Source organism: Microbacterium sp. Z10_103, assembly GCF_058310455.1.
Map to the genome: position 1 here is coordinate 443,992 of NZ_JBZEGK010000001.1, position 18,805 is coordinate 462,796.

15 protein-coding genes and 1 riboswitch are annotated in these 18,805 nt (G+C 69.8%); of the genes, 5 read left to right on the top strand and 10 right to left on the bottom strand.

What is annotated here, in order from left to right; all coding sequences use genetic code 11:
• The first annotated feature begins 85 nt into the window (after positions 1 to 85).
• Positions 86 to 171, top strand: a riboswitch (ZMP/ZTP riboswitch).
• A 72-nt stretch (positions 172 to 243) separates the two neighbouring features.
• Both glyA and AC4FS2_RS01970 read left to right on the top strand, forming a co-directional pair.
• Entirely contained in the window at positions 244 to 1,518 is a 1,275-nt protein-coding gene (gene glyA, locus AC4FS2_RS01965; RefSeq protein ID WP_491153987.1) for a serine hydroxymethyltransferase, read from the top strand.
• Between the two features lie 100 nt (positions 1,519 to 1,618).
• Positions 1,619 to 2,500, top strand: coding sequence for a bifunctional methylenetetrahydrofolate dehydrogenase/methenyltetrahydrofolate cyclohydrolase (locus AC4FS2_RS01970; protein WP_491153985.1), 882 nt, complete (start codon positions 1,619 to 1,621; stop codon positions 2,498 to 2,500).
• 214 nt (positions 2,501 to 2,714) lie between these two features.
• Here the strand turns inward: AC4FS2_RS01970 and AC4FS2_RS01975 are convergent, their stop codons facing one another.
• The 8 genes from AC4FS2_RS01975 to AC4FS2_RS02010 form a co-directional block, all read right to left on the bottom strand.
• A complete protein-coding gene (locus AC4FS2_RS01975) occupies positions 2,715 to 3,305 on the bottom strand; it encodes a hypothetical protein (protein WP_491153983.1) in 591 nt (196 codons plus the stop codon).
• Positions 3,306 to 3,342: 37 nt separating this feature from the next.
• Entirely contained in the window at positions 3,343 to 4,140 is a 798-nt protein-coding gene (locus AC4FS2_RS01980) for a transglutaminase-like domain-containing protein (RefSeq protein WP_491153981.1), read from the bottom strand.
• 46 nt (positions 4,141 to 4,186) lie between these two features.
• Positions 4,187 to 4,990 (bottom strand): HpcH/HpaI aldolase family protein, encoded by an 804-nt coding sequence (locus AC4FS2_RS01985; protein WP_491153979.1) that lies wholly within the window; start codon positions 4,988 to 4,990, stop codon positions 4,187 to 4,189.
• A complete protein-coding gene (gene hpaH, locus AC4FS2_RS01990) occupies positions 4,975 to 5,760 on the bottom strand; it encodes a 2-oxo-hept-4-ene-1,7-dioate hydratase (protein WP_491153977.1) in 786 nt (261 codons plus the stop codon). Before hpaH ends, AC4FS2_RS01985 begins: the two co-directional genes overlap by 16 nt.
• Before the next feature lie 126 nt (positions 5,761 to 5,886).
• Positions 5,887 to 7,053: a 3,4-dihydroxyphenylacetate 2,3-dioxygenase gene (gene hpaD / locus AC4FS2_RS01995; RefSeq protein ID WP_491153975.1), complete on the bottom strand. Its 1,167-nt coding sequence runs from the start codon at positions 7,051 to 7,053 to the stop codon at positions 5,887 to 5,889.
• 26 nt (positions 7,054 to 7,079) lie between these two features.
• Complete coding sequence (gene hpaE, locus AC4FS2_RS02000; RefSeq protein ID WP_491153973.1) at positions 7,080 to 8,609, bottom strand: 5-carboxymethyl-2-hydroxymuconate semialdehyde dehydrogenase; 1,530 nt, start codon at positions 8,607 to 8,609, stop codon at positions 7,080 to 7,082.
• A gap of 13 nt (positions 8,610 to 8,622) precedes the next feature.
• Positions 8,623 to 9,327, bottom strand: a complete 705-nt coding sequence (locus AC4FS2_RS02005; protein WP_491153971.1) for a GntR family transcriptional regulator — start codon at positions 9,325 to 9,327, stop codon at positions 8,623 to 8,625.
• Positions 9,324 to 10,913, bottom strand: coding sequence for a fumarylacetoacetate hydrolase family protein (locus tag AC4FS2_RS02010; RefSeq protein WP_491153970.1), 1,590 nt, complete (start codon positions 10,911 to 10,913; stop codon positions 9,324 to 9,326). Before AC4FS2_RS02010 ends, AC4FS2_RS02005 begins: the two co-directional genes overlap by 4 nt.
• Positions 10,914 to 11,037: 124 nt before the next feature.
• On the opposite strand from AC4FS2_RS02010, the gene AC4FS2_RS02015 reads away from it, so the two are divergent.
• Positions 11,038 to 12,420 carry an MFS transporter gene (locus AC4FS2_RS02015; RefSeq protein WP_491153969.1) on the top strand — a complete coding sequence of 461 codons (1,383 nt, stop codon included), beginning with the start codon at positions 11,038 to 11,040 and terminating at the stop codon, positions 12,418 to 12,420.
• A gap of 81 nt (positions 12,421 to 12,501) precedes the next feature.
• Here the strand turns inward: AC4FS2_RS02015 and AC4FS2_RS02020 are convergent, their stop codons facing one another.
• The gene (locus tag AC4FS2_RS02020) at positions 12,502 to 14,151 is read right to left on the bottom strand and encodes a thiamine pyrophosphate-binding protein (protein ID WP_491153967.1); all 1,650 of its coding nucleotides are present in this window, start codon (positions 14,149 to 14,151) and stop codon (positions 12,502 to 12,504) included.
• A 280-nt stretch (positions 14,152 to 14,431) separates the two neighbouring features.
• On the opposite strand from AC4FS2_RS02020, the gene AC4FS2_RS02025 reads away from it, so the two are divergent.
• Complete coding sequence (locus tag AC4FS2_RS02025) at positions 14,432 to 15,904, top strand: NAD-dependent succinate-semialdehyde dehydrogenase (RefSeq protein WP_491153966.1); 1,473 nt, start codon at positions 14,432 to 14,434, stop codon at positions 15,902 to 15,904.
• A 63-nt stretch (positions 15,905 to 15,967) separates the two neighbouring features.
• Here the strand turns inward: AC4FS2_RS02025 and AC4FS2_RS02030 are convergent, their stop codons facing one another.
• Positions 15,968 to 16,687 (bottom strand): IclR family transcriptional regulator, encoded by a 720-nt coding sequence (locus tag AC4FS2_RS02030; RefSeq protein WP_491153964.1) that lies wholly within the window; start codon positions 16,685 to 16,687, stop codon positions 15,968 to 15,970.
• 146 nt (positions 16,688 to 16,833) lie between these two features.
• Here AC4FS2_RS02030 and AC4FS2_RS02035 point away from each other — a divergent pair, with 146 nt between their 5' ends.
• Complete coding sequence (locus AC4FS2_RS02035; RefSeq protein ID WP_491153963.1) at positions 16,834 to 18,753, top strand: FAD-binding monooxygenase; 1,920 nt, start codon at positions 16,834 to 16,836, stop codon at positions 18,751 to 18,753.
• Positions 18,754 to 18,805 lie beyond the last annotated feature (52 nt).

The following is an 18,805-nucleotide window of genomic DNA, read 5'->3' on the forward strand; positions in this document are numbered from 1 at the left end:
AGGAGGGACGAGCCGCAGCCGGACGCTCTGTCAGGACGCCTTGCAAACAGCGACGTTGCCTCACCTTATCGCCGACCCGCTAGGGTGGACACGTCGCGACTGGCGTTGAGGTGGGCCACCACCGGGGAGCGACCGTACGACGGCATTCGACCGCACGCCTGGGCCGATGTAGGTGTTCCGTCAGCCCGCCACGCGTGCTGCCCAACAACCGCAGATATTCTGCCGACGTCCGAGGAGATCGCCGTGTCCGACCAGTATTTCAACGCCCCGCTCGCCGAGGTCGACCCTGAGATCGCCCAGGTGCTGGAGCGCGAGCTCGAGCGTCAGCGCGGATATCTCGAGATGATCGCATCCGAGAACTTCGTTCCGGTGTCGGTGCTGCAGTCGCAGGGCTCCGTGCTGACCAACAAGTACGCCGAGGGCTACCCTGGACGCCGCTATTACGGCGGGTGCGAAGAGGTCGACGTCGCCGAGGAGCTCGCGATCGCGCGCGCCAAGTCGCTGTTCGGTGCCGAGTTCGCCAACGTCCAGCCGCACTCGGGTGCCACCGCCAACGCCGCCGTGCTCCACGCGATCGCGCGCCCGGGCGACACGCTCCTCGGGCTCTCGCTCGACCAGGGTGGTCACCTCACGCACGGCATGAAGATCAACTTCTCCGGCCGGCTGTACAACATCGTGGCGTACGGCGTCGATCCGCAGACATCCATCATCGACATGGACGAGGTGCATCGCCTCGCCGTGGAGCACCAGCCCAAGGTGATCATCGCGGGCTGGTCGGCCTACCCCCGCCAGCTCGACTTCGCCCGGTTCCGCGAGATCGCCGACGAGGTCGGAGCCCTGCTGTGGGTCGATATGGCGCACTTCGCCGGGCTCGTCGCGGCAGGGCTGCATCCGAACCCGGTGCCGTACGCGCACGTGGTGTCGTCCACCGTGCACAAGACGATCGGCGGGCCGCGCTCCGGCTTCATCCTCACCAACGACGCCGACATCGCGAAGAAGATCAACTCCGCTGTCTTCCCGGGGCAGCAGGGCGGGCCGCTCATGCACGTGATCGCCGCGAAGGCGACCGCGTTCAAGCTCGCCGCGACGAAGGAGTTCCGTGAGCGCCAGGAGCGCACCCTCCGCGGCGCCGCGATGATCGCGGAGCGCCTGACGCAGCCGGATGTGGCCGCCGCCGGTATCGCGGTGCGCTCGGGCGGCACCGACGTGCACCTCGTTCTCGTCGACCTGAGGGACGCAGCCATCGACGGAAAGCAGGCCGAGGATCTGCTGCACGAGATCCACATCACCGTCAACCGCAACGCGGTGCCCAACGACCCGCGCCCGCCCATGGTGACCTCGGGCCTGCGCATCGGCACGCCGGCGCTCGCGACCCGGGGATTCGGCGACGCCGAGTTCACCGAGGTGGCCGATGTGATCGCGCTGGCGCTGCAGCCCGGCGCCGACCTCGAGGCGCTGCGCCTACGGGTCTCGGCCCTGACCGCCGCGTTCCCCCTGTACCCCGGCTTGCAGCAGTAACCCGACCAGCGAGACAGCATCTCCGCCACGACACTGCATCCATCGGCGGGAGTCTCGTGGCGGAGATGCAGTTTCGCGGGATGGACGGAAGGAGAGACGGATGACGGCGATCAGGCTCGATGGGAAGGCCGCGGCGGCAGAGATCAAGGCGGAGCTCGCCGAGCGCGTCGCGGCGCTCAAGGAGCGCGGGATCACCCCGGGCATTGCGACGGTGCTCGTCGGCGCCGACCCGGCGTCGCAGCTGTACGTGGGGATGAAGCACCGCGACTCCGAGGCGATCGGCATGAACTCCATCCAGGTGGAGCTCCCCGCCGAGTCGACGCAGGCCGACGTGGAGGCCGCGATCGACGCCCTCAACGCCGATCCCGCGTGCCACGGCTACATCGTGCAACTGCCGTTGCCCAAGCACCTCGACACCGACGCGATCCTCGAGCGGATCGACCCGGCGAAGGATGCCGACGGCCTGCACCCCACCAACCTCGGCCGACTCGTGCTCAACGTCAGCGCCCCGATCACCACGCCCCTTCCGTGCACGCCGCGGGGGGTCATCGAGCTGCTGCAGCGGAACGGCTACGACCTCGCCGGTAAGGACGTCGTCGTCGTCGGGCGCGGCGTCACGATCGGCCGCTCGATCGGGCTTCTCCTCACTCGGCGCGAGATCAACGCGACGGTGACCCTCACCCACACGGGGACGACCGACCTCTCTCACCACCTGCGCCAGGCCGACGTCATCGTCGCCGCCGCGGGTGTCAAGCACATCGTCCGGGCCGAAGACGTCAAGCCCGGCGCGGCCGTGCTCGACGTCGGGGTCACGCGCGAGACCGACCCCGAGACCGGCAAGAGTCGTGTGTACGGGGACGTCGCGCCGGACGTCGCCGAGGTCGCCGGATGGCTCTCGCCGAACCCCGGCGGGGTGGGGCCGATGACCGTGGCGCTGCTGCTGACGAACGTCGTCGAGGCCGCCGAGCGCGCCGCATCCTGACAGCCGTGCGGCGGGACACTTCGTCTCGCTGCGCTCGCTCAGTGTCCGGGACAGGTGGCGGCTCGCTCAGTGGCCGGGACAGGTGCCGCTCGCTTAGTGTCCGGACAGGTGTCGCTCGCTGCGTGTCCGCGGGCCGGGGCCTGAACGGCCAGCGCGCCCCCGGACTCTGAGCGAGCGAGCGAGACGAAGGGTCGGGGCGCAAGACCCGCCGCGGTCACAGGCCGTCGAGCATCCGGCGCTGTTCGTCGGTCAGGCCGTCGTCGCCGTGCGGCCGAGGCGTCGCCGCCGAGGGGCGACCGGGAGCGGATGCGGCGGAGCCGCCGAGGGTCGACGGAAGAGACGACGCGGAACCGCCGGCGCCCCCACCCGTCGCCCGGCGCCCGGCGGTCGCGCGGTCGTACAGCGCCCCGGTGCGGGCCTCGATGCGGTCGTCGATGAGGTCGTAGATGGCCCACGCGATCAGCAGCATCAGGGGTGGGACGAACCATCCGAACACGAAGCCTCGCACGTTCACGCCCGTGAAGATCACGAGGAGAACCCAGATGATCGCGGCGACGGCGAGAACGACCAGGTACTGCACGCCCTTCTCCGCCAGCCACGAGCGCTGCGCGGCGGAGCGAGCCGCCATGGAGCGGAACCACCGGTGGATCACCGGCTTCAACCAGATCGTGGCGGCGGCGAGCACCACGCCCGCCCACAGCGCCGACCAGCCGACGCGCACGCCCGGGACGAGCGCGCCGATCAGGAGCAGAACGACGACGTCGAAGACGTACAGCGAAGCGAAGCGGATGATCCAGGCCCTCATGCGTCCAGCCTGACACAGGATGCGGCCAGCCGACCCGTCACGTCAGCTGCACGAGCTGCGTCACGTCGTCGTCCGGCAGGGAATCGACCACCGCGGTCACGGTCAGGCGTTCGAACGTCGCGCGGCCGCCGAGGACCGTCAGGAACGCCGTGTCCGACGCATCGCGTCCGGTGGCGATGCGCACCAGCGAGGCGCGCGGCGCCAGGGTCGTCGCATCCACCACCCGCCACGCGTCGTCGACCCACGCCTCGGCGACCGCGTGGAAGTCCATCGGCGCGAGCCCCGGGGCGTACACCGACACGACGCGCGCCGGCACGTTGCGTGCGCGCAGCAGAGCGACGCACAGGTGGGCGAAGTCCCGGCACACGCCCCGCCGGTTCAGCAGCGTCTGCACCGCGCCGTCGGTCGGCATGCTCGCCCCGGAGACGTACGCGAGCTCGGTACCGACCCAGGACGACACGGCCGCGAGGAGGTCGCCGGTGTCGGAGATCCCGGAGAACTCCGCCCAGGCCGTCGGGCCCAGGGCGTCGGACTCGGCGTACCGGCTCGGGCGCGTGTACACGAGCAGATCGGTCGGCGAAGTCGGGAGGTCGTCGGCGGAATCGTCAACGGTGGCGGTGTAGGACACCTCGAGACGTCCGGTGCCGCAGCGGACGCGGTGCAATCGGGTTCCGTGCGCGTCGGGGAGCTCTTCCGCCTCCACTGCTGCACCGTCCAGCGACACCAGGAGCTCTTCGGTGACGGAGGGGTAGGCCGCCGACACCGCGATGGCGAACACGAGGTCGGCCGGTTCGGTCACGTCCAGGAGGATGGTGCTCGCCACATTCCGCTGCATGCAGCCAGCGTCGCACATCCGGCGACCCGCCCGGGCCGCGCGCGGGTCAGTACGACGCGCGACGCCCCGTCTCGGATGCCGGCACCCAGCGCGCGGCGAGCGCTTCCGACCCGCGGGCGAGCAGCGCGACGTCGGCGCCGACGAGCACGAACGCGGCGCCGGCATCCAGGTACGCCTGGGCGGCAGCCGGGTCGAACGCGTTGACGCCCACCGGCTTGCCCGCCGCGCGCACCGCGTCGAACGCCCGCTGCACCGCCGCGACGACCGCGGGGTGGGTCTGCTGCCCGAGGAGCCCCAGGGATGCGGCGAGGTCGCTGGGTCCGACGAACACGCCGTCGATGCCGTCCACCGCGGCGATGTCGCCCGCCGCATCCACGCCCTCGACGTTCTCGACCTGGACGAACAGCGAGACGTGGGAATCGCCGTCGGCGAGGTAATCGTCGATCCGGTTCCAGCGGCCCGATCGGGCCAGTGCCGATCCCACCCCGCGCACGCCCCGCGGGGGATAACGCACCGCCGAGACGAGCTCGCGGGCCTGCTCGCCCGAGGACACCATCGGAACGAGGATGTTCTGCGCGCCGACGTCGAGCACCTGCTTGAGCGTCACGACGTCGCCGATCGGCACCCGCACGACGGGCGTGGACGGGTAAGCCGCCACCGCCTGCAGCTGCGCGAGCACGCTCTCCAGGCCATTGGGGGAGTGCTCCATGTCGATGAGCAGCCAGTCGAGCCCGGCCCCGGCGCAGATCTCGGCGACCAGCGGGCTGCCCGAGCACACCCACATCCCCGCAAGGGGACGGGATGCTGCGCCCAGGCGGTCGCGGAAGGTCGGGGTCAGATGAAGCGGCATGCGATCGTCCCCATGGGTCCGTAGTCGGCCAGGACGGTGTCGCCCGGGTGCACCCACATCGGACGCGTGAACGAGCCGGCGAGGATGATCTCCCCGGCTTCGAGCCGGTCGCCGTGCTGGGCGAGCTTGTTCGCGAGCCACGCGACCCCGGCGGCCGGGTGGTTCAGCACCGCCGCGGCGACCCCGGACTCCTCGATCGTCTCGTTGCGGTACAGGAGCGCCGAGACCCACCGCAGGTCGATGGCATCCGGCGCCGTGGGGTTGCCCCCGAGAACCATCCCGCCGTATGCGGCGTTGTCGGAGATGGTGTCCACGATCGTGCGCCCTTCGAGCTCGATGTGCGAGTTGAGCACCTCGAGGGCGGGGACGACATACTCGGTGGCGCGCAGCACGTCAAAGAGTGTGCAGTTCGGACCCTCGAGCGGCTCGGCGAGCACGAAGGCCAGCTCCACCTCGATGCGGACGTTCGAGAAGTCCGCGTGCGGGATCACGGCGCCGTTGTCCCACACGGTGTCGTCGAACATGACGCCGTAGTCGGGCTCGGTGATGCCGGTCGCGGCCTGCATCACCTTCGACGTCAGCCCGATCTTGCGGCCGACCAGACGCCGTCCGTCGGCGATGCGCGCGTCGCGCCAGAGGCGCTGAATCGCGTACGCGTCCTCGACGGCAGCATCCGGGTACCGCGCGGTGATGCGCGGAATCACCCCGTGCGTGCGGTCGGCCTCGGCCAGCTCCGCGGCGATGGCGGCGAGTGTCTCGTCATCCAGCATGGGTGTCTCCTTCGTTGTCAGACTAGCCAGTCGCCGATACCCGAACTCCTCAAGACCGGGCCCGGAACGCGGGGCCGCTCGCCCCGAACGGCCGGATCTTGAGGAGTTAGGGCGCCGGGCGGCCCGTTACAGCTGGTGGCCGAGCTTGTACTCGCCCTGCTTGTACTCGGGCATCGACTCTTCGCCCTCGTCGCGGCGCGTGTACGAGAACCCGTCGGCGCCGATGGTCACGGCCATCTCAGACGTGTCGGTGCGTGCCACGACCTCCTTGGGGTTGCCGTCGAGGTCGAGCACGAGCGAGGCCTCGGTGTACCAGGACGGCACGACGGGGTTGCCCCACCAGTCGCGACGCTGGTTGTCATGCACGTCCCACGTGATGACGGGGTTGTCGGGATCGCCGGTGTAGTAGTCCTGCGTGTAGATCTCCACGCGGTGCCCGTCGGGGTCGCGCAGGTAGAGGTAGAACGCGTTGGACACGCCGTGACGGCCGGGGCCGCGCTCGATCGCGTCGGACCGGCGGAGCGCGCCGAGCTTGTCGCAGATGGCGAGGATGTTGTGCTTCTCGTGCGTGGCGAACGCGACGTGGTGCATCCGCGGGCCGTCGCCGCCGGTCATGGCGGTGTCGTGCACCGTGGGCTTCCGGCGCATCCACGCGGCGTAGACGGTGCCGGATTCGTCCTGGATGTCTTCGGTGACGCGGAATCCGAGGTCCTGCATGAACTTCACGCCGCGCGGCACGTCGGGGGTGACCTGATTGAAGTGGTCCAGACGGACCAGTTCGCCCGGCGTGTGCAGGTCGTACCGCCACGCGAGCCGCTCGACGTGGTCGGTCTGGTAGAAGAACTCGTAGGGGAAGCCCAGCGGATCTTCCACGCGCACCGAGTCGCCGATGCCGCGGGTGAAGCCGCCGTGACGACGCTCGACGCGGCAGCCCAGCTCCGAGTAGAACGCGACCGCCTTGTCGAGGTCTTCGGGCGTGCGCACGCGGTAGGAGAAGGCAGCGACGGCGGCCACCGGTCCCTGGCGCAGCACAAGGTTGTGGTGGATGAACTCCTCGGTCGACCGCAGGTAGATCGCCTGCTCGTCCTCTTCCGTCACGTAGAGCCCGAGCACGTCGACGTAGAAGGTACGGGATGCGGCGAGGTGGGTGACCACGAGCTCCATGTACGCGCAGCGCAGGATGTCGGGGGCCGGCGCCGTGGGTGTCGGGACCGGGTTGCCCGTGACGATGGGCGCCTCCTGCGAGACGTAGAAGCCGGAGGAGGTGAGGGTCATGTCGTCGCGGTTGCTCATGTCAGCGTCCTTGCGTCAGTGGCGGGTCAGTGGGATGCGGCGGGGTCGGACTTGCCGAAGGTGGGGTTGTGGACCTTGCCCAGGGTGATGTGCACCGCCTGCTGGTCGGTGTAGAAATCGATCGAGCGGTAGCCGCCCTCGTGCCCGAGGCCGGACGCCTTCACGCCGCCGAACGGGGTGCGGAGGTCGCGGACGTTGTTGGAGTTGAGCCACACCATGCCGGCTTCGATGGCCTGCGCGAAGTTGTGCGATCGCTTCAGATCGTTCGTCCAGACGTAGGCGGCCAGGCCGTACCGCACGCCGTTGGCCAGGGCGAGCGCCTCTTCGTCGGTGTCGAAGGGCGTGATCGCCACGACCGGTCCGAAGATCTCCTCCTGGAAGATCCGTGCGTCGGGGGCGACATCGGCGAACACCGTCGGCGCGACGTAGTTGCCGGTGTCGAAGCCGTCGGGGCGTCCGCCGCCGGCCACGAGGCGGGCCTCAGCCTTGCCGATCTCGATGTAGCTCATGACCTTGTCGTAGTGCTCCGGGTGCACGAGCGCGCCCACCTCGGTCTTCGGGTCTTGCGGGTCGCCGACGATCACGCGCTTCGCCTGCGCGGCGTAACGCTCGACGAACTCGTCGTAGACCGGCCGCTCGACGAGGATGCGGCTGCCGGCGGTGCAGCGCTCGCCGTTGAGGGAGAAGACACCGAAGATGGTCGCGTCGATCGCGGCCTCCAGGTCGGCGTCGGCGAAGACGATCGCGGGCGACTTGCCGCCCAGTTCCATAGACAGGCCCTTGAGGAAGGGCGCCGCGTTGCCGAAGATGATCTGCCCCGTGCGGCTCTCGCCGGTGAAGGAGATCAGCGGCACGTCGGGGTGCTTCACCAGCGTGTCGCCGGCGTCTTCGCCGAGGCCGTTCACGAGGTTGAACACGCCCTGGGGAAGCCCCGCCTCCTCGAAGATGCCCGCCCACAGCGATGCCGACAGCGGGGTGAACTCCGCCGGCTTCAGCACAACCGTGTTGCCGGTCGCCAGGGCCGGGCCGAGCTTCCACGACTCCAGCATGAACGGGGTGTTCCATGGCGTGATGAGCCCGGCTACGCCGATGGGCTTGCGGTTGACGTAGTTCATCTGGCGCCCGGGCACCTTGAACGCGTCGTCGGTCTGCGCCACGATCAGGTCGGCGAAGAACCGGAAGTTCTCCGCGGCACGGCGGGCCTGACCGAGGGCCTGCGTGATCGGCAGCCCCGAGTCGAAGCTCTCCAGCTCCGCCAGGCGCGTGTCGCGGGATTCGACGAGGTCGGCGATCTTGTGGAGGATGCGCGACCGCTCGCGCGGCAGCATCCGCGGCCAGGGTCCCTCGGTGAACGCGCGGCGAGCGGATGCGACGGCCCCGTCGATGTCGGCCTTCTTACCGGCCGCTGCCTGCAGGTAGGTCTCGTTCGTGACCGGGTCGAGCACGTCGAAGGTGTCACCGTCGACCGAGTCGACGAACTGCCCGTCGATGTAGTGCTGGATGCGTGTGGGCAGGTCGGCGGGGATGTGCCGGGAGGTCGTCCGTACGTCGGTCATGATGTGCTCCTGTTCAGAACGCCAGGAGGCCGAGGGCCTCGCCGGGGTGCTCGTGGGTCAGATAGGCGTCGAGGGTGGCCGATCGGTGCCGGCGCGAGGCGTGCTCGATGTCGCCGAGCGGCGCGCCGGTTTCGATCAGGGAGAGGATGTGCTCGTGCTCGCGCACCGATTCGGCGGCGCGGCCGGGCACGAAGCTGAACGTGGATTCGCGCAGGTGGCCGAGGCGCGCCCATTCGGCGTGCACGAGATCGAGCATGCGCGGGTTCGTGCAGCGCTCGAAGAGCGTCGCGTGGAACTCCTGATTGAGGGTGGTGAAGGCGCGCGGATCGAAGTGGTCGAGGGTCTCGATCATGCGCTCGTTGATGTCCCGGGCACGGCGCACGTCCTCGACGGTGAGCGCCCGCGCCGACAGCGCGGTCGCGGCTCCCTCCAGGATGCTGAGGGCCTGCATGCTGAAGCGGTACTGGGAGTCATCGACCATCGACACGCGCGCGCCGACGTTGCGCTCGAAGGTCACGAGGCCTTCGGCCTCGAGCTGTCTGATCGCTTCGCGGACAGGGACGACGCTCATGCCGAGATCGGCCGCGATCGCGCCGAGCACCAGGCGGTAGCCCGCGCTGAACTGCTGGCCCGCGATCCGCTCCTTGATCCAGGTGTAGGCCTGCTGCGACTTGCTCCGCGACGTATCCACGGTCCCCGGCTCCTGGCGGAGGGTCATCGCGCGCCCTGCTCGTCCTCGTATCGCGCGCGCCACTGCGCGTTCATCGGGAAGAGACCATCCACCGGGTGCCCTGCCGCGACCTGTCCGGCCACCCAGGCGTCTTCGTCCTCCTGGGCGAGCGCGGCATCGACGACCTCTTCGACGAGCCCCGGGGGGATCACGATCACTCCATCGCTGTCGCCCACGATGACGTCGCCCGGCTCGACCGTGGTTCCGCCGCATCCGACGGCCACGTCATGCTCCCACGGCACGTGCTTGCGGCCGAGGACTGCGGGATGGGCGCCGTTCGAGAACACCGGAAGTCCGATCGCGGCGACGGCGACGTAGTCGCGGACGCCCCCGTCGGTCACGATGCCGGCGGCTCCGCGGGCGTGAGCGCGCAGGGCGAGGATGTCGCCGAGCGTGCCGGAGCCGGTTTCGCCGCGGGCCTCGATGACGATCACTTCGCCCTCGCCGACCGCGTCGAACGCGCGCTTCTGCGCGTTGTAGCCGCCGCCATGTGAGGCGAACAGGTCTTCGCGGTTCGGCACGAACCGGAGTGTCCGCGCCCGTCCGACGACTTTGGTTCCGGGATGCATCGGGCGGACGCCGTCGATCGTGACGTTGTTGAGTCCGCGCTTGCGCAGTTGGGCCGAGAGCCCGGCGACGGGGACGCGCTCGAGCTTTTCGCGGAGCTCGGCGGAGAGGCCCTTCGTCTCGGTCGCTGCGCTCCCTCGCTCAGGGACCGGGAGAGTTTCGGTCGCTGCGCTCCCTTGCTCAGGGACCGGGAGAGTTCCGGTCGCTGCGCTCCCTCGCTCAGGGACCGGGGGAGTCTCGGGCGGGAGTCCCGCTGCCTCGCGCGACCCCCAGGCCTCGGCGCGCTGTGTGTCGTCGGCCGCGGGCAGCGAACCGACGGAGGCGTCGAACGCGTGCGCACCCTGCACGACGGTGGTCACGAGGCGCCCCGTCGAGGCGTCGCCCGCGTCGACCTGCACCTCGACCCGATCGCCGGGCACGACCACGCGCGACCCGGCCGGTGTGCCGGTGAGGATCACGTCTCCGGTCTCCAGGGTGAAGTGCTGGGACAGGTCGGCGACGATCTGAGACAGGGAGAAGATGAGCCCGGCCGTCGTGTCGTCCTGGGCGAGCTCGCCGTTGACCCAGGTACGCAGGCGGATCGCGGCCGGGTCGATCGAGCGCGCGTCGATCAGCGCCGGGCCCACGGGCGTATAACCGTCGCCGCCCTTGGAGCGGACGTTGGAGCCCTTGTCGTTTGCGCGGAGGTCGTACAGGCCGAAGTCGTTCGCCGCCGTGATCGCCCCCACATGCGCCCAGGCCTCGTCCACGGCCACGCGGCGCGCGGGTCGGCCGATGATCAGGGCGATCTCGCCCTCGAAGGCGAGGAGCTCCGTACCGTGCGGTCGCTCGATGCTCGCGCCGGTGGGCGCGAGAGAGCTCGATGGCTTGAAGAAGTAGGAGGGATGAGCGGGTCGTCTCCCGCGCTGGTCAGCACGGGATGCGTAGGCCAGATGCACCGCGACGATCTTGCCGGGGCGGCCGCCCAGCGCCGCGAAACGGGGGTCTGTGGTCTCCGTCGGGGTCATCCGAGCTCCTTCGCTCTTGCGTCGTATTCGAAATCGTATATCATCCTTACCACGCGGGCAACATCGCGGATCGCATTCGACAGAGACGTCGCAGCCCAGACAGCGGCGTCACCAGGGAGCCCCCATGAGCACACCATCCCCCCGAGGGCCGGAAGGCTTCACGCCGACCGGCACCATCTCCTCTTCCACCGACCGGCGACGGGTGGTCTTCGCGACCGTGGTCGGCACCACAGTCGAGTGGTACGACTTCTTCCTCTACGCCTCGGCCGCCGGCCTCATCTTCGGGCAGCTGTTCTTCGCGCCCGCGGGCGAGGAATTCGCGCAGATCCTGTCCTTCATCACGGTCGGCATCAGCTTCCTCTTCCGACCGCTCGGCGCGTTCCTGGCCGGACATCTCGGTGACAAATACGGTCGTCGCCTCGTCCTGATGCTGACGCTCATCCTCATGGGCGCCGCGACGACGCTGGTCGGTCTCCTGCCGACCTACGCCGTGATCGGCGTCGCAGCCCCCATCCTCCTGGTGGTGCTGCGCATTCTGCAGGGCATCTCCGCCGGCGGGGAGTGGGGCGGAGCGGTCCTCATGGCCGTGGAGCACGCCCCGAAGAAGCGCCGGAGCCTGTTCGGTGCATCCCCGCAGCTCGGCGTTCCGCTCGGACTGCTGTTGGCCAGCGGCATGCTCGGTCTCATGGCGGTGATCGCCCCCGGCGACGCCTTCCTCGAGTGGGGCTGGCGCATCCCGTTCCTGCTGTCCTTCGTCCTCATCCTCATCGGGTACTACGTGCGCCGGCGCGTCGAGGAGAGCCCGGTCTTCCTGGAACTCGCCCAGCGCAAAGAGAAGTCGCGGATGCCGATCGTTCAGCTCTTCCGCAAGCACGCCCTGCTCGTCGTCATCGCCGCGTTCGTCTTCGCCGGCAACAACGCCGTCGGATACATGACCACCGGTGGGTACATCCAGCGGTACGCGACCGACCCCGAGGGCCCCATCGGCCTGCCCACCGCCGAGGTCCTGGGCGCCGTGACCATCTCGGCCGTCTCGTGGCTGCTGTTCACATGGATCGCGGGTTGGGCGGGCGATCGCCTCGGCCGCCGGAACACCTACCTCATTGGCTGGGTCAGCCTGCTCGTGGGCGTCCTCCTGCTGTTCCCGCTCGTGAACACCGGCAGCGTCGTCCTGCTGACGCTGGGGTTGGTGATCCTCACGGTCGGACTCGGCTTCACCTACGGACCGCAGGCCGCCCTGTACGCCGAGCTGTTCCCCGCATCCATCCGGTTCTCCGGAGTGTCGATCTCCTACGCGCTGGGGGCGATCCTCGGTGGCGCGTTCGCCCCGACCATCGCCCAGGCGCTCGTGCAGGCGACCGGTTCCACCGACTCGGTCACGTGGTACCTGGCCGGCATGGTGGTGCTCGGTTTCATCGCGACGCTCCTGCTGCGCGACCGCAGCGGGATCCCCCTCGGTCCCGATAACGAGGAGGAGCAGGCAAGGAGCCCCATCTACGGCATGTGACCCCGCACCCCCGGACGGTCGAGTCGCCAGAAAACGTCGGATTTCGAGCGAGAATCCGACGTTTTCTGGCGAGTCGACGGGTCAGCCCGCGTGGACGATCTCCTGCCAGTACGGAGCGATCACGTCGCCGCTCACGCGCAGGTCCAGGAGCAGGAAGGGGCGCTCCTCAGCAGCCCGCGCCGTCCACGCGGCCAACGCGTCGAGGTCGGCCACGGTCCGGACCACGACGCCCTCGGCACCGAAGCCGGCGGCCACGGCCGCGAAGTCGACCTCGGGGATCAGCATCGGCTCGCGTGCGAGGCCCTTGAGCCCGTAGTTGTTGACCTCCGCGCCGTACTGCGCGTCGTTCCACACCACCGCGACGCCTCGGCCGCCGGCCACGCGGATGGCCGTCTCGAGGTCGGCGAGGGCCATGAGGCCGCCCCCGTCACCCGTGGTGAGCACGATCGTCGAGTCGGGTCGGGCGACAGCGGCGCCAGGGACGCTCGGGAACCCCAGCCCGATGGACTGGTAGGCGGTGCCGACCATGATCATCCGGTCGGGGGATGCCACCGGCCAGTACATGTTCGACCAGCCCAGGAAATGCCCGCCGTCCGAGACGATCACGCGGTCTTCGGGCAGGAGTTCGGCGATGCGTGCGGCCGCGGCGCGCGGGTCCATCCGCCCGTCAGGACCGACCGTGCCACCGCTCTCCTGCTTCCGGGCCGCCGCGACATCCACGCTCTCGCGCCAGCTCGACGGGCGGACGCCTCGGTCGCGCATCCGCCGGAGGATCTCGCCGGCGACCTCGGAGGCGTCGCCGCGGACGAAGCCGCCGACATTCGGATGCGTCGCCGTCGGGGCGAGATCGATCTGGAAGACGCGCGTGCCCGGGCCGAACAGGTCGCCGAACCGCATCGTGAACTGGTTCAGCGCGGCCCCGAAAACAACGACGACATCCGCCTCCCGGACGAGGGACATCGCCCCCGGCGCGCCGAATCCGCCGGCCACCCCCAGGTCGAACCGGTCATCGGGGAAGAGGCCGCGCCCGAGCGCCGTCGTGGTGGTGAGCGCCCCGGACGCCTCCGCCAGTTCGCCCAGCACGGCGCCCGCACCGGCCAGCCACGCGCCGCGGCCACCCAGCAACACCGGCCGCTCGGCCGCGGCCAGAGCGTCCGCGATCGCGTCGATGACCGAGTCGGCGAACGCCGTCCGAGGCGGGACGAACGCCGCCGGTTCCGGTTCGATGTCCGTGGGAACAGGACCGGCGTCGCGCGTTGCGAGGTCGTAGGGGATCGCCAGCACGACGGGCACGCGGTAGGAGTAGGCGTGCTCGAGCGCGATCGTCACGGTGGCCGCCGCATCCCGGTGCCCGACGCTGTAGGTGCGTGCGCCGACGCCGTCGGCCAGCGCGATCTGGTCGACGCCCCACGGGCGCGGGCCGGAAGTCGGTTCGTCACCGACGAGCAGCACGAGAGGCGTGCGGGCCTGCACCGCTTCGGCGAGAGCCGTGAGGGTGTTGGTGAACCCGGCGCCGTAGGTGGCCGTCGCCGCGGCGATGCGACCGGATGCGCGGTAGTACGCGTCCGCGGCTGCGACGCCTGCGGCCTCATGCCGGACGGCGACGAAGCTCGCGGGGGTGTCGCGCTCGAGCGCGTCGAGGAAGTACGCATTGCCGTTTCCCATGACGCCGAACACGGCGTCGATGCGGCGGGCGAGGGTGGCGGCGACGTGGGCGGAGACGGAGGGCATGGCGAAGCCTTTCGAGACAGGGACGGATCGGGCCGTATGTGTCTCGCGCACTCCTGCCGGAGCGGGCTGCGTGCCCCTTTTTCGGGCACCGGCGGCAACTCGGCGCCGGACGGTCGCCAGTATAAGGCGGACGGGTTACGCCGCCCCACCCCTCGCGAGCGAGCGCGCCTGCGCTCGCCCTGCGGGCTACCTCGGCGCTGGATCCTGTACGCGGCGTATATCGGCGCACCGGCCGGGCCGCAGGAGAATGGTGAGGAACTTTCGATCCAGGAGGACGAACATGAGCGAGTCACGCGAGGAAGTACTGCTGGCGACCGTGCCGGACGGCCTGTTCATCGGCGGGCAGTGGCGGGCGGCCGAGGGCGGCAAGACGTTGAACGTCTCCGACCCGTCGACGGGCAACGTCATCCGCTCGATCGCCGACGCGTCAGTAGCCGACGGCCAGGCTGCGATGGATGCTGCCGCCGACGCCTTCCCCGCCTGGGCGGCCACGCCGGTGCGCGAGCGCGCCGACATCCTCCGGCGGGCCTTCGACCTGCTGCAGGCCCGCAAGGAGGACGTCGCCCTGGTCATGACGCTGGAGATGGGCAAGCCCCTCGCGGAGGCGCGCGGGGAGATCGCGTACGGCGGCGAGTTCCTGCGGTGGTTCAGCGAAGAGGCAGCCCACGTGTCCGGCCGCTACGGCGCGAACCCCGAGGGCACCGGTCGCATGATCGTGACGCAGCATCCCGTCGGACCGGCGTTCCTCATCACACCGTGGAACTTCCCGCTCGCGATGGCGACCCGCAAGATCGCTCCGGCGCTCGCCGCCGGCTGCACCGTCGTCATCAAGCCCGCCTCGCTGACGCCGCTGACGACGCTGTTCTTCGTGAAGCTGCTGGAGGAGGCCGGGGTTCCCGCCGGTGTCGTCAACGTGGTGACCACGACCTCGTCGGGCGCCGTGTCCGAGCGCATCATCCGCGACCCGCGCCTGCGCAAGCTCTCCTTCACCGGCTCCACGCCCGTGGGACAGGGTCTGCTCAAGCAGGCGTCGGAGAACGTGCTGCGCACCTCGATGGAGCTCGGCGGCAACGCGCCGTTCGTCGTCTTCGACGACGCCGACCTCGACAAGGCGGTGGATGGCGCCATGCTCGCGAAGTTCCGCAACATCGGCCAGGCGTGCACCGCCGCCAATCGCTTCATCGTGCACCGCTCGGTCGTGGAGGAATTCACCCGCCGTGTCACCGAGCGGGTCAAGGATCTGCGGATCGGCCGCGGCACGGAGGAGGGCGTGGCGATCGGCCCGCTCATCGACGACCGTGCGGTGGCGAAGGCCACGCAGCTGGTCGGCGACGCCGTCGAGCGCGGCGCGACCGTGACGATCGGCGGCTCGGCGGTCGACGGTCCCGGCACGTTCTACGAACCCACCGTGGTCGCGGACGTGCAGCCGGGCAGCGAAATCCTGCGCGAGGAGATCTTCGGGCCCGTTCTCGCCATCGTGCCGTTCGACACCGAAGACGATGCCGTCCGCATCGCGAACGACACGGAGTACGGCCTGGTCTCCTACGTGTTCACCGAGAACCTCGCCCGTGGCCAGCGCATGATCGAGCGGCTGGAGACGGGGATGATGGGCCTCAATGTGGGTGTGGTGTCCAACGCCGCGGCGCCTTTCGGCGGCTGGAAGCTCTCCGGCCTCGGCCGCGAGGGCGGAGCCGAGGGCATCCACGAGTACCTCCAGACGAAGTACACCCTCACGGCGAACCCGTTCGCCTGAGCGCAGCACCGCGCCCACGCCGCACGGCGGATGTCACAGCATCCGCCGTGCGGCGTTTCGGTGTCATCCCTCTACGGCATCTCGCACCGTGACGGCCGCCCGGCGCAGTCGCTCGGCGAGGGCTGCCGGGTCGGCCCCATCACCGACGTAGATGACCGCGATGGCCGCGGGAGCGTGTCCGCGGAGGGGGAGCGGGACGGCCACGGCCCGCACCGTGGGGATCACTTCGTCGGAGCTGACGGCGAATCCGCGCCCGCGGATCGCCCCGACGTCGGCGGTGAGCTTCGGCGTTCGCTCGACCGGCCACTGCTCATCCGGCAGCATGGCGAGGAGCGCCTTTCCGGTCGCGCCCACGGAGACCGGATGCTGGGTTCCCGGGCGTCGCGCCATGGACGCGATCACCCCGCGCGGCTCGACGGACGTCAGCGTGACGCATTGGCTGCCGTCGAGGACACCGAGGAAGGCCGTCATGCCGAGCTCGTTGGCCACCGCGGTCAGCTCCGGCAGAGCGGCGGACTGCACGTCGGGCGAGACGCCGGCCGCCAGGGCCGCCAGGCGCACGCCCAGTGCCACCCGGCCGGCGTCATCGCGGGTGACCAGGCCGTGGTCCTCGAGCGTGCGCACGAGGCGGTAGGCGATCGAGCGGTGCACGTCGATCGCCCGCGCGATCTCGTCCGTGGTGAGGGGCGCCGGCGCCTCGGCCAGCGCCTCCAGGATGCGGATCCCACGACTCAGCGTCTGGGACGGCGGAGCGGTCCGGCTCTCCACGGCGGGTGCGGGCATGGCGGGTCCTTCGGTCGAGGCGGGCTATACGCATCCCGCACGAGGGGGTAACCTCAACTGATCCATAATCGAATCACACGTTCGATAATAGGACAAGCTTCCTCGGGGTGCAGCCTCGACAATGCCGTCAGGGAAGGAAATCAACGATGCAGTTCCACCACCACGGGTACGTTTCCGGTGACCCACGTCTGCTCGCAGCGGCGGGTACGGGCGTGGATCGGCCGGACGATCTTCCCGACACGACGGATGTGCTCATCGTCGGTTCGGGTCCTGCGGGGATGCTGCTGGCCGCGCAGCTGTCGATGTTCCCGAGCATCACCACCCGCCTGGTCGAGCGGCGGCCGGGGCGGCTGGAGATCGGCCAGGCCGACGGCATCCAGGCGCGCAGCGTCGAGACGTTCCAGGCCTTCGGGTTCGCCGAGCGCATCGTGGCTGAGGCGTACTGGCTCACGGCGATGAACTTCTGGGCACCCGACCCGAGCAACCCTTCGCACATCATGCGCGCTCAGCGCACGAAAGACGACGAGCACGGCATCAGCGAGTTCAAGCACCTCATCGTCAACCAGGCCCGCGTCCTGGACTACTTCGCGGAGTTCGCGGCGAACGGCCCGGCGCGTGTGCGCCCCGACTACGGGTGGGAGTTCGTCTCACTCGAGGTCGGCAGCGAGGGTGACCACCCGGTGGCCGTGACGCTCCGCCGCTCCGACGGAACGCACGAGGGTGAGGAGCGCGTCGTGCACGCGAAGTACGTCGTCGGGTGCGACGGCGCCCGCAGCCGCGTGCGCGAGGCCATCGGCCGCAAGCACATCGGCGAGCACGCGAAGCACGCCTGGGGCGTCATGGACGTGCTCGCTACGACCGATTTCCCCGATATCCGCACGAAGTGCGCGATCCAGTCGGCGGGCGATGGCAGCATCCTGCTCATTCCGCGGGAAGGCGGCTTCCTGTTCCGGATGTACGTCGACCTCGGTGAGGTACCCGAGGGTGACAACGGCGCCGTGCGCAGGACGAGCCTCGAGCAGATCGTCGCCAAGGCGAACCGCATCATGAGCCCGTACACGCTGGAAGTGCGCGACGTCGCGTGGCACAGCGTCTACGAGGTCGGACACCGGGTCACCGACAAGTTCGACGACGTGCCGGTCGAGCTGACAGGGCAGCGCGACCCGCGCGTGTTCATCTGCGGGGACGCGTGCCACACGCACAGCGCGAAGGCCGGCCAGGGGATGAACGTCTCCATGCAGGACGGGTTCAACCTCGGGTGGAAGCTCGCGCAGGTGCTCGAAGGGCGGAGCCCCGCATCCCTGCTCGGGACCTACTCGAACGAGCGGCAGGTCATCGCGCAGAACCTCATCGACTTCGACCGCGAGTGGTCGTCGATGATGGCCCGGAAGCCCGAGGACTTCGACAGCCCCGATGCACTGGCGAAGTTCTACGTCGACACCGCGGAGTTCCCCGCCGGCTTCATGACACAGTACGCGCCGTCCATCCTCGTCGCCACTGACGAGCACCAGTCGCTCGCGACCGGATTTCCGATCGGCAAGCGCTTCAAGTCGGCCCCTGCGATGCGGATCGGCGACGCCAATCCCGTGCATCTCGGCCATCACCACCGCGCCGACGGTCGCTGGCGCGTGTACGCCTTCGGGGACGCTGCCGCCCCCGGCGAGGCCTCGCCCCTCGGTGAGTGGGCCGAGTGGCTGGCGACGTCCCCCGAGTCACCGGTGGTGCGATTCACTCCGGCCGGCGCGGATGTCGACGGCGTCTTCGACGTGAAGGTGATCTACCAGCAGGCCCTCGACGGGGTGGAGATGGGCGACGTCCCCGAGATCTTCCTCCCGCGCGTCGGCCCTTTCGGCGTGATCGACTACGAGAAGGTCTATGCCGTCGATCCCGACAGCGGTGACATCTTCGACGAGCGGGGCATTGATCGCGGCGGGTGCGTCGTGGTGGTGCGCCCCGACCAGTACGTCGCTGCGGTCCTGCCGCTGACCGCCCGCGACGAACTCACGCGGTTCTTCGCGGGGAACATGCTCGTGCAGAGCCCCGCGCCCGTCGCTGCGGCGGGCTGAGCCTCCGGACATTCCGGACCGCTCGTGTCCGCGGGACACGGCACACTGTGCC

Coding starts and splice junctions, on each gene's coding strand:
- AC4FS2_RS01970 (WP_491153985.1), top strand. CDS start 1,619: ATGACGGCGATCAGGCTCGATGGGAAGGCCGCGGCGGCAGAGATCAAG.
- AC4FS2_RS01975 (WP_491153983.1), bottom strand. CDS start 3,305: ATGAGGGCCTGGATCATCCGCTTCGCTTCGCTGTACGTCTTCGACGTC.
- AC4FS2_RS01980 (WP_491153981.1), bottom strand. CDS start 4,140: ATGCAGCGGAATGTGGCGAGCACCATCCTCCTGGACGTGACCGAACCG.
- AC4FS2_RS01985 (WP_491153979.1), bottom strand. CDS start 4,990: ATGCCGCTTCATCTGACCCCGACCTTCCGCGACCGCCTGGGCGCAGCA.
- hpaH (WP_491153977.1), bottom strand. CDS start 5,760: ATGCTGGATGACGAGACACTCGCCGCCATCGCCGCGGAGCTGGCCGAG.
- hpaD (WP_491153975.1), bottom strand. CDS start 7,053: ATGAGCAACCGCGACGACATGACCCTCACCTCCTCCGGCTTCTACGTC.
- hpaE (WP_491153973.1), bottom strand. CDS start 8,609: ATGACCGACGTACGGACGACCTCCCGGCACATCCCCGCCGACCTGCCC.
- AC4FS2_RS02005 (WP_491153971.1), bottom strand. CDS start 9,327: ATGACCCTCCGCCAGGAGCCGGGGACCGTGGATACGTCGCGGAGCAAG.
- AC4FS2_RS02010 (WP_491153970.1), bottom strand. CDS start 10,913: ATGACCCCGACGGAGACCACAGACCCCCGTTTCGCGGCGCTGGGCGGC.
- AC4FS2_RS02015 (WP_491153969.1), top strand. CDS start 11,038: ATGAGCACACCATCCCCCCGAGGGCCGGAAGGCTTCACGCCGACCGGC.
- AC4FS2_RS02020 (WP_491153967.1), bottom strand. CDS start 14,151: ATGCCCTCCGTCTCCGCCCACGTCGCCGCCACCCTCGCCCGCCGCATC.
- AC4FS2_RS02025 (WP_491153966.1), top strand. CDS start 14,432: ATGAGCGAGTCACGCGAGGAAGTACTGCTGGCGACCGTGCCGGACGGC.
- AC4FS2_RS02030 (WP_491153964.1), bottom strand. CDS start 16,687: ATGCCCGCACCCGCCGTGGAGAGCCGGACCGCTCCGCCGTCCCAGACG.
- AC4FS2_RS02035 (WP_491153963.1), top strand. CDS start 16,834: ATGCAGTTCCACCACCACGGGTACGTTTCCGGTGACCCACGTCTGCTC.